The following is a 1,404-nucleotide window of genomic DNA, read 5'->3' on the forward strand; positions in this document are numbered from 1 at the left end:
GACAATTAATTTATCCGAAGGATTTAGTTCTGTATTGCACAGGGCTAAGTCCTTTTAGTTTTACCTTAATTCGTTTATTGTTGTAGTAATCAATATAGTCTACAATGGCTTGTTCCAATTGATTAAGTGATTTAAACGTCTTCTCGTAACCATAAAACATTTCGGATTTTAAAATTCCAAAGAAGGATTCCATCATGCCATTGTCTGGGCTGTTACCTTTACGTGACATAGATGGCTGAATTCCCTTACTCTCTAGGAATCGATGATAAAAATCGTGTTGGTATTGCCAACCTTGGTCGCTGTGTAAAATGGTATTTTCATAGTATTTCTCTGTAAATGCCTGTTCCAACATCGTTTTTACTTGTTCTAAATTAGGCGAACAAGAAAGATTATAAGCGATAATTTCGCTATTAAAGCCATCTAAAACTGGTGATAAGTAAAGCTTTTGAGTACTTGCTGGAATGGTAAATTCTGTCACGTCCGTATAGCACTTTTCCATTGGTTTAGCTGCTTCAAATTGGCGTTGAATAAGGTTGTCTGCTTTCTTGCCAACATCTCCTTTATGAGAAGAATACTTGCGTTTCTTGCGGATTCTAGCTTGTAAATTGAGCACTTTCATCAAGCGTTGAACTCTTTTATGATTGACCACATAACCACGATTTCTTAATTCTAAATGAATCCGACGATATCCGTAATTTCCTTTGTGTTCGGTAAAAATAGCTTGAATTTCAGTTTTAAGCTTTTGATCCTTATCTGGTTTGTCTAGCTGTTTCAAATGATAGTAGTAGGTCGAACGAGCTAGTTTAATGGCTTTTAGAAGAATATCTAACGAAAACTCAGTCATTAATTCTTGAACAATTTCTGTCTTTCTTCTTTCTCTTTTTTCTCCTTCAATCGGAGTTCTCTCAACTTTTTTAGGATGGCATTCTCTGCTCTCAGGTACTCATTTTCTGCTTGAAGGCGTTCTAACTCTGTCCTCTCTTCGGGTTTCTTCTTTGGTTTACGTCCCATTTTAGATGGTCTCCCTTTTGTTTTCTCAACAATAGTATACCCGTTTTTCTTGTATTGTGCCATCCAATTTGGAAGCATACCACGATTTGGGAGAGCATATTCGAGAGAAACTCTATCTTGAGACCAATTTTCATGTAGGACTTTATCAATCATTTCTTGTTTTAAACGAGGAGAATAGTAACGATTTTTTCCTTTTTTGACGAACTCTATTCCGTAACGATCAATCAATTTAATCATGTACCTAAGATTAGAATTGTTTATCCCAAATTTATTTGAAAGCTTCTCTAAGCTATATCCTTGTTTTCTAAGTTCATAGATCTGAACTTTATCATCATAAGTTAATTTCATAATAAAAACACCCCAAAAGTTAGATTTTTTCTGTCTAACTTTTGG

Annotated in this window: 1 protein-coding gene; it reads right to left on the minus strand. The window is 34.8% G+C overall.

The features are described 5' to 3' along the window. Positions 1-10: 10 nt before the first annotated feature. A protein-coding gene (locus HMPREF0851_RS16095) for an IS3 family transposase (protein ID WP_156790875.1) occupies positions 11-1,359 on the minus strand; the annotation gives its coding sequence in 2 pieces (ribosomal slippage) (positions 11-918 and positions 918-1,359; 1,350 coding nt in all). Positions 1,360-1,404: the final 45 nt, after the last annotated feature.

It is taken from the genome of Streptococcus sp. M334 (assembly GCF_000187745.1).
In the GTDB taxonomy this organism is placed as follows: domain Bacteria; phylum Bacillota; class Bacilli; order Lactobacillales; family Streptococcaceae; genus Streptococcus.